The organism is Hydrogenophaga sp. (assembly GCF_051007235.1).
GTDB lineage: Bacteria > Pseudomonadota > Gammaproteobacteria > Burkholderiales > Burkholderiaceae_C > Hydrogenophaga.
Genome location: NZ_JBPCSJ010000530.1, coordinates 1 through 7,752, shown reverse-complemented (window position 1 = coordinate 7,752; position 7,752 = coordinate 1). Strand labels below are relative to the sequence as shown.

At 66.6% G+C, this 7,752-nt stretch carries 8 protein-coding genes and 1 tRNA gene; 6 read left to right on the top strand and 3 right to left on the bottom strand.

Features of this window, described 5'->3' with window-relative positions:
* Positions 1–162: 162 nt before the first annotated feature.
* Positions 163–1,251: a LacI family DNA-binding transcriptional regulator gene (locus ACR2JA_RS18870; RefSeq protein ID WP_434010604.1), complete on the bottom strand. Its 1,089-nt coding sequence runs from the start codon at positions 1,249–1,251 to the stop codon at positions 163–165.
* 165 nt (positions 1,252–1,416) lie between these two features.
* The gene (locus ACR2JA_RS18865) at positions 1,417–2,322 is read right to left on the bottom strand and encodes a carbohydrate porin (protein ID WP_434010603.1); all 906 of its coding nucleotides are present in this window, start codon (positions 2,320–2,322) and stop codon (positions 1,417–1,419) included.
* Positions 2,323–2,665: 343 nt separating this feature from the next.
* Here ACR2JA_RS18865 and ACR2JA_RS18860 point away from each other — a divergent pair.
* The 4 genes from ACR2JA_RS18860 (at position 2,666) to ACR2JA_RS18845 (ending at position 5,682) form a co-directional block, all read left to right on the top strand.
* Positions 2,666–2,741, top strand: a tRNA-Arg gene (locus tag ACR2JA_RS18860).
* Between the two features lie 286 nt (positions 2,742–3,027).
* Entirely contained in the window at positions 3,028–3,522 is a 495-nt protein-coding gene (locus ACR2JA_RS18855; RefSeq protein WP_434010602.1) for a helix-turn-helix domain-containing protein, read from the top strand.
* Positions 3,523–3,562: 40 nt separating this feature from the next.
* Complete coding sequence (locus tag ACR2JA_RS18850) at positions 3,563–4,246, top strand: nucleotidyl transferase AbiEii/AbiGii toxin family protein (RefSeq protein WP_434010601.1); 684 nt, start codon at positions 3,563–3,565, stop codon at positions 4,244–4,246.
* A 428-nt stretch (positions 4,247–4,674) separates the two neighbouring features.
* Positions 4,675–5,682 (top strand): 3'-5' exonuclease, encoded by a 1,008-nt coding sequence (locus tag ACR2JA_RS18845; RefSeq protein WP_434010600.1) that lies wholly within the window; start codon positions 4,675–4,677, stop codon positions 5,680–5,682.
* 7 nt (positions 5,683–5,689) lie between these two features.
* Here the strand turns inward: ACR2JA_RS18845 and ACR2JA_RS18840 are convergent, their stop codons facing one another.
* Positions 5,690–6,625, bottom strand: a complete 936-nt coding sequence (locus ACR2JA_RS18840; protein WP_434010599.1) for an AraC family transcriptional regulator N-terminal domain-containing protein — start codon at positions 6,623–6,625, stop codon at positions 5,690–5,692.
* Between the two features lie 169 nt (positions 6,626–6,794).
* On the opposite strand from ACR2JA_RS18840, the gene ACR2JA_RS18835 reads away from it, so the two are divergent.
* The gene (locus ACR2JA_RS18835; RefSeq protein WP_434010598.1) at positions 6,795–7,268 is read left to right on the top strand and encodes a (2Fe-2S)-binding protein; all 474 of its coding nucleotides are present in this window, start codon (positions 6,795–6,797) and stop codon (positions 7,266–7,268) included.
* 13 nt (positions 7,269–7,281) lie between these two features.
* On the top strand, positions 7,282–7,752 hold a 471-nt coding region (locus ACR2JA_RS18830; RefSeq protein WP_434010597.1), incomplete at its 3' end, for a molybdopterin cofactor-binding domain-containing protein.

Here is a 7,752-nt window from a genome sequence, read left to right as displayed (position 1 = left end):
GCGCCGGGCCGCCCCAAGCCGGATCAGCCCCCTTGGGGCAGCGACCCGCGTCAGCGGCGGAGCGTAGGGGTGCGAGCGATCTGGCGCCGGGCCGCCCCAAGCCGGATCAGCCCCCTTGGGGCAGCGACCCGCGTCAGCGGCGGAGCGTGGGGGCAACCACGCTCATACGCTGCTTTCGCGCCGGATCAGTTCGGCCGGCAGGACGACGGCGCGGCGCGGCTGGCCGGCCAGCGCCTCGAACAGCAGGTTGACCAGCGCCCGCCCGGCTTCGGTGGTGGGCTGGCGGATGGTGGTCAGGGTCGGGTGCACGTGCTCGGCCAGGGCGATGTCGTCGTACCCGACGAGTCGCACCTGCGCCGGAACGGCGATGCCCCGTTCGTTGAGCGAGCCCATCAGCGAGATGGCGGTCACGTCGCTGGAGGCGAAGATGGCGTCAAAGCTCAGCTGCTGGTCCAGCCAGCTGTCGATCACCTGCCGGATGCGCGTGTCGCCAAACAGGAAGGACTGCAGCAGACGCGGGTCCTGCGGGATGTTCGCTTCCTGCAGCGCGCGGGCGTAGCCCTGGTAGCGAAGCCCAGCTTCCGGATGCGAAATGTCCCCGAAGAACGCGATGCGCCGGCAGCCCTGTTCGATCAGGTGGCGCGTGGCCAGGTAGCCGCCCATGGCGTTGTCGCCGCCCACCACCGGGTACATCGCGTCGGGCAGGTTGGCGCCCCAGACCACCATGGGGAAGCCGTTGCGCGAGAGCTCGTTGAGGTAGTCGTGCAGCGTCAGCTGGCCGATCACGATCAGACCCGCCACCTGACCACTGCCCACCAGGTTGGACTGCGTGTCCTGGCGGTTGTCCTTCAGGCGCGTGAGCAGCAGGATCATGCCGCGTTCGTCCTGTGTGTCGGCCACCGAGCCCAGGATGCTCAGCAGGAACGGGTCCGAAATCATCTGCAGGCTGTCGCCGAGGATGACGACGCCGACGGTCTGCACATCGCGCTTGCGCAGGTTGGCCGCGCCCACGTTGACCCGGTAGCCCAGCGAGTTGGCCAGCTCGGTGATGCGGGTGCGGGTGGCCTCGGGAATGAGCGGGCTGCCGCTGAGCGCGCGCGACACGGTGGAGGCCGACACCCCCGCCATGCGCGCGATGTCGATCATCTGCATGCGGCGCTTGCCCGGGCCGGCGGTCGTGTCGGTCGCCACGGCCGGGGCCTCGGCGGCGGTGGGCGCGGAGGCCTTCTTCGAGCGGGAGGGGGTGACCATGCAGGGATTATTCCATTGCCATCGAGGCCGGGAAGTGCTCACGGGCACACCCGTCGCCAGACGAAAAAAAGCCCGGCGCTGTGCAGCGCCGGGCCAACTCTGATCGCCTTGAAGAAAACGGGTGCGCGCAACGCGCACCCGGTGCGGACCGGTAAGGCGGCCCGGTCAGAACGCGTAGTTGATGCGCACGCGCAGTTGCGTGTCGTTGGACTTGTTGGTTTCTTTGTAGATGCCCAGGGCCGGCGTGATGGTGGCGCCCTTCACACCCAGCAGCGAGAAGCTGTAGGCCGCGTAGAAGGTGGTGCCCTTGACGTTGGTGGCCTTGTCCTTGGCTTGCACGAAACCCACGCCTGCCGGGCCGAAGGTGGCGTTCAGGCCAAAGGCGTTCTTGTCGAGCTTGCTGTTGTTCGAGAAGTTGGCGTTGATGGTGGTGTTGCTGTCCACGGCGTAGCCAGCGGTCAGGCCCAGGCCGGTCGACGATGTGCCACCGCCGTCGGTCTTGAGGGCTTCGATACCCGCGCGCAGGGTCAGGGCACCCGTGTTGAACTGGACCACGGGGCGCAGGCCGTAGCTCTTGCCTTCGGCTTGCTTTTCGGTCACCAGACCCAGTTCGAAACGGACCGCCGGCGAAGCGTTCACGCCCACGGCCGCGTGCAGACGGCCGTCCTTCATGCGGCCGCGCAGCACGTTGGCCTTGTAGCCGACGCCGCCCATGTCGATGTTGCCCGACACGTCCTTGCCCAGCGGGAACAGGTCCATGGCTTCAAAGCGGCCCACCTTCACATCGGCAAAGCTGCTGCCGGCTTGCACCCAGGCGTCGTCGATGCTCACGCCGTCGCCGGACAGGCCCACCAGCATCGTGCCGCGGGACTTGACGAAGTAGTCGCCGTTACGGGCTTCGGCCGCAGCGTTGATTTCGACGCGACCACCGTTGGTGACGGAGTCCTGGGTGGCGGTTTCCTTGTGGAAGTCGGTGTTGGTTTCGAGGTTGGCGTCAAAGCCAACACCGGCGTGGGCGGCGGCGCTGGCGCACAGGGCGGCCACGGCGGCCAGTTTGAAGACGTGTTGCATGAGGAATCTCCGAATGTGAGGTGTTGTGAAGTGGGGCCTCTTTCGTTGACCGGTGCGCAGAACGCGGGAACCAAGTCGTGAAAAAGCCATCGAATTGCAACATTTGCGCAAACGATTGCATTTGGTAGAAACCCTGAAAAAGAGCGCCGTAACCAGTACGTAACGCTCAAAATCAAGCCCAAAGCAACAGCATGGAAAGCACCAATGGTGCAAAGGTTTGCATGATGTGTATTCACCCGCGCGCGCGAACCACAGGGTCGTGCCGCAGCGCTCCGGAGGGTGCTGGGCCAGCGGGCGGGGGAGGGGCTGGGGTGTGCGAGAATCCGGAACCGTTTTCAGCCGTGCGGCTGTAGCTCAGTGGATAGAGTATTGGCCTCCGAAGCCAAGGGTCGTGGGTTCGATCCCCGCCAGCCGCACCAAAATCAATGACTTACGTGGGTTGTTCATGGCCCACGGCACCTGAAAGTCATGCCCTCCGGGCTCCCCTTGCCATCCGTTTCAGGCCACGCGCAGCGAAAAGACCAATGGTCGAGCGTGCTCAGCGTCCTTGCCTGTGGCCCATCCATGGCCCACGCGTGGCCCATCGCACCCCCCGGTTTTCACCGTTTTCCCATTTTTGGACCATTGGCCTTTTAGGAGAGGGCGACCCCGAAGCGGATTGCTTTGGTAATTGACCCAAAAGTCAATCGATCCGACAATGGCTCTATGCCGTCCCCCGCCGAACTGCTCGAACCCATCCTGACCGCTGCCCGCCAGCGAGGGCTGGATCAGTCCGGTTTGGCCCGGGCCGCCGGTCTTTCGCCGGAGTCGATCTCCCGTGCCAAGCGCCGCCCGAGCATGGACCTGTCCACGTTGGCGTCCCTCGCAGATGCTGCGGGCATGACCATCCGTGTGGAGCCCAAGCGCGTCGCTGCTGCCACGAAAGTCGCACCACCCAAGCCTCTGGCTGATCCGTCCTGGGGGCTGGCATGGTCCAACCCAGATGGCATTTCCGATGCCGCTCTCATTCGCGCGGCGCTGCACAGGGGCAGTTTCACCGTGGTGCTGGAGGCTTGCGCCATCTACGGCGTCGAACGCGTGACCACGGAATGGCGTGACCTGGTCACCCGCTCTGAGGCGGGTCTCGGCACTCACCAGGTCAGCCAGGTCGAGCGCATCTTGAGCAACATCCGACAAGGTCGGTCGCGTGCTGCGGCCTGACACGCAACGGCTCTGGGAGGTGCTCCAGGCGTGCCCCGCCATGCGAGGTTTTGTGCTGGTGGGTGGCACGGCCCTGACCATGCACCTGGGGCACCGCATCAGCGAGGATCTGGATTTCATGTGGCCCGCATCCCGCCTTCCTGAAGGCCGCGTGGCGGGTCTGCACCGTTGGCTCGACGAACGCGACATACCGCTGGCGGCGAACGACAGCGCCGCCGCCATTGAAGAGTTCAACGAAAGCGGGTTATCTCTGCTCGACTACCAGCGCAACTACATCGCCGCCGGGACGGTGAAACTGACGCTGGTAGCGCCAGAACGGGAGGTGCGGCATTTTCTGGGGGCAACAACAGAAGCTGCGCTCAGGGTGGCTACTGTCGAAGAAATCTTCCGGCTCAAATGCCTGGCCTGCGCGGATCGATCCAAGAGCCGGGACTGGCTGGACTTGTACGTGATGCTCCAGCGAGGCATCGCACAACCCATCGAGATTCTTCGAACCTTTGAATCCGTTGGCGTACCGGCCAAGTTCGACATCGCCATGATGCGGCTGTGCCAGGCCAGCCCGAACGCTGACGACGAAGGCTACGAGTCCTTGTTGGATCTGCCTCCGTCGCTCGAACAGATGCGGGAATACTTCACCGCCCTTCGCGACCAGATCGAGGTCCAGGCTACCCGTGAGCGCCTGAGCATTTCAATGAAGAGGAAGGGTCAAGAGCTTGACGGCTGACGAGCAGAATCTCGTGGTCACCCGTTTGAATTGGCCAGTACACAAGGTCCGCGGAGCCCTGCGGCGGCCCCCAGGTGCGATACATGAGACCAAGGGTCGAGCTGTACGGAGGGCGAGATCATCGGTTTTTTGGCGGAAGGGTGTGACAATCGGCCCAACGTTAACAAACTTGCTGTCACGGCTGGTTGGCGAAAAATCTTGGAGAATCAATCAACTAGGAGCGTTTAGTCCCTAGGAACAGAGCGTGATGTGGTTTGCTGCATCAACATGTTGATCGATTTTTCTACTCTCCGAAGCCACGCCAGCCGCACCACCCTTTCAAAGCCGTTGACCCCAACGGCTTTGCTGTTTCCGGATCGGCATTTCAGCGGGCTTCCCCCGCCAACGCCCGATCTCCGCGACAGCAGCGTCCCCACCGGCCGGTCTCCATGAGTCAATTCAGCTTCGATTTCGACCCGCCCAAGGCGCCTCCCGTCGAGGCCGTCCCACCCTCGACGGCTGCCACCGCAGGACCGACGCCCGAAGACATGGCCCGGCAGCTGGATGCGCACCCCGACTACCGCGTGCTGCGCCGCCTGGTGCCCACGCTCGACCACGGCCCGGCGCCGGCCAGCCACCCCGCGGGCGTGCAGCGCGTGCTGGTGCTCGACACCGAAACCACCGGCCTGTCCCACGCCAGCGACAAGATCATCGAACTGGCGATGCTGCTGGTGCAGGTGGACGTGGCCACCGGTCAGCCCTTCGGCCCGGTGGACACCTTTGAGGGGTTCGAAGACCCGGGCATGCCCATCCCCGAGGTGGCGAAACAGGTCACCGGCATCAGCGACGAGATGGTGCGCGGCCAGCGGCTGGACGACGCGCAGGTGCAGGCCCTGGTCGACCGGGCCGACCTGGTGGTGGCGCACAACGCCGGCTTCGACCGGCCGTTTGTCGAGGCGCGTTTTCCCGGCTTTGCCCACAAGCCCTGGGCCTGCTCGTTCGCCGACATCGACTGGAGAGCCTTGGGCGCCGAGTCGGCCAAGCTCAGTGCATTGGCGCAGGACCAGGGCTGGTTCTACGACGCGCACCGCGCCCTGGTGGACTGCCACGCCCTGCTGCAAGTGCTGAGCCAGCGCGTGGGTGAACACGGCGGCGATGGGCAGGTCAACGGCCTGCAGCGCCTGATGGCCGCCGCCGGGCGGCCGAGCTTCAAGCTGCGCGCCACCGGCTCGCCGTTCGACAGCAAGGACAAGCTCAAGGCCCGCGGCTACCGCTGGGACGGCGAGGGCAAGGTCTGGTTCTGCAGCCTGGGCAGCGAAGCCGCGCTGGCCGATGAACTGGCCTGGCTCCAGGCCGAGGTCTACGGTGGCCGGCGCGCCCAGGTCGAGGTGGAAGCGCTGGACGCGCTCACCCGCTACGCGCTGCGCCCCGGGTTGCGGCAGCACCGCAGCCTGTGACGCCCGCTCAGGCGGCCTCGGCCTGGGGCTGCCAGCGCAGGTCGGCCATGTCGCGCGACGGCGGAGCGCCGAACAGCCGCCGGTATTCGCGGCTGAACTGGGACGGGCTTTCGTAGCCCACGCGGAAGGCAGCGGTCGCCGCGTCCAGCCGCTCGGACAGCATCAGCCGGCGCGCCTCGGTCAGGCGCAGCTGCTTCTGGTACTGCAGCGGACTCATGGCGGTGAGCGACTTGAAGTGGTGGTGGAAAGTGGTCGGGCTCATGCCCGATTCGCGCGCCAGCGCCTCCACCCGCAGCGGTTCGGCAAAGCGGGCGTTGAGCTGCGCGATGGCGCGCGCCACCTGGTGGCTTTGCGTGTCCACGGTGGCGATCTGGCGCAGCCGCGCACCCGCTTCGCCGGCCAGCAGCCGGTAGTGGATCTCGCGCCGGATCAGCGGCGCCAGCGCGGGAATGTCGGCGGGCTGGTCGAGCAGGGCCAGCAGCCGGTCGAAGGCTTCGAGCAGCGGCGCTGTCAGTGCGCCGGTGGTCATGGCGCGGCTGTCGGGTTCGGGCCGGCGGGTCGTGGCCGGGGGCGTCTCCAGCATCAGCGACGCGATGTCGCGCCAGTCCAGCCGCAGGGCCACGGCCAGGTAGGGGCGTTCGGGGCTGGCCTGCATCAGCGCGGTCTTGACCGGCAGGTCCATCGAGGTGATGAGGTAACGGTCTTCACCGTAGCTCAGGCTTTCATCGCCCAGCACCACGCGCTTGCTGCCCTGCACGATGACGGCGACGCAGGGTTCGTAGACGCTGCAGCTGTTCAGGGCCGGCTCGTCCAGGCGCATGAACATCAGCCCGGGGATCTCGGACGGCTGGAACATGCCGTTGCCGCTGGCCTTGTTCAGGATGCGCCGCGCCAGCGAGGCACGGGGCGCGTGGAGGGCCTCAGGGGTGGAAGGATCGGGCATGGTGGGGCGGGTCTGGACAGCAGCAGCGCATGGTATCGGGGCTGGCCGGTTTGTGCCGGGGTGTCGCAGGAATGGGCAAGCATCGCGCAGGTTCTGGCTAGCGCGGGCCCTGCGTTCGGCGCCACACTGCGCCGTTCGCGGTCCCCACACAACACCCTCAGGAGAAACCATGACCACCTTGCAAGTCAACGGCCGCAGCCAGCGGCTGGACGTCGATCCCGCCACGCCCGTGCTCTGGGCCCTGCGCGACACGCTGGGTCTGACCGGCACCAAGTTCGGTTGCGGCGCGGCGCTGTGTGGCGCCTGTACCGTGCACGTCGATGGCCAGGCCGTGCGCTCCTGCGTCACGCCCATCGCCAGTGTGGCGGGCAAGCAGATCACCACCATCGAAGCCGTCACCGCCGGTGACGACCGCGTCGGCAAGGCCGTGCGCGACGCCTGGGTGAAGCACGACGTGGCCCAGTGCGGCTACTGCCAGAGCGGTCAGATCATGAGCGCCACCGCCTTCCTGAAGTCACTGCCCAAGGGTGCACAGCCCAGCGCCGCCGACATCGACGCCGCCATGGCCGGCAACGTCTGCCGCTGTGGCACCTACGCCCGCATCCGTGCCGCCGTGGCCGATGCCGCCCGTGCCCTGGCCTGAAGGAGACAACACCATGTTCAACGCCATTGCCCCCCACGAACTCCCGCGCGCCCTGCAGCTGATGCTGGCGCGTGAGGCCACCACCTCCGCCGACGCCCCCGCCGTGGCCGAACTGCCGCGCCGCAGCTTCCTCAAGCTTGGCGCCGCCAGCGGCTTCGCATTGGGCGTGTTCCCGCTGCTGTCGCAGGCGCAGGGCACGGCCGCTCCCGCCGCAGCGCTCAAACCGACGCAGATGCCCGGCGCCTTCGTCGCCATCGCGGCCGATGGCACGGTGACCGTCACCGTCAACCGGCTGGAATTCGGTCAGGGCGTGCAGACCGCGCTGCCCATGGTGCTGGCCGAAGAGCTGGACGCCGACTGGTCCAAGGTGCGCAGCCAGCTCGGCACCAACGACATGGCCTATGCCGACCCGATGTTTGGCATGCACCTCACGGGCGGCTCCAACTCCATCAAGAACAGCTTCACCCAGTGCCGCGAACTGGGC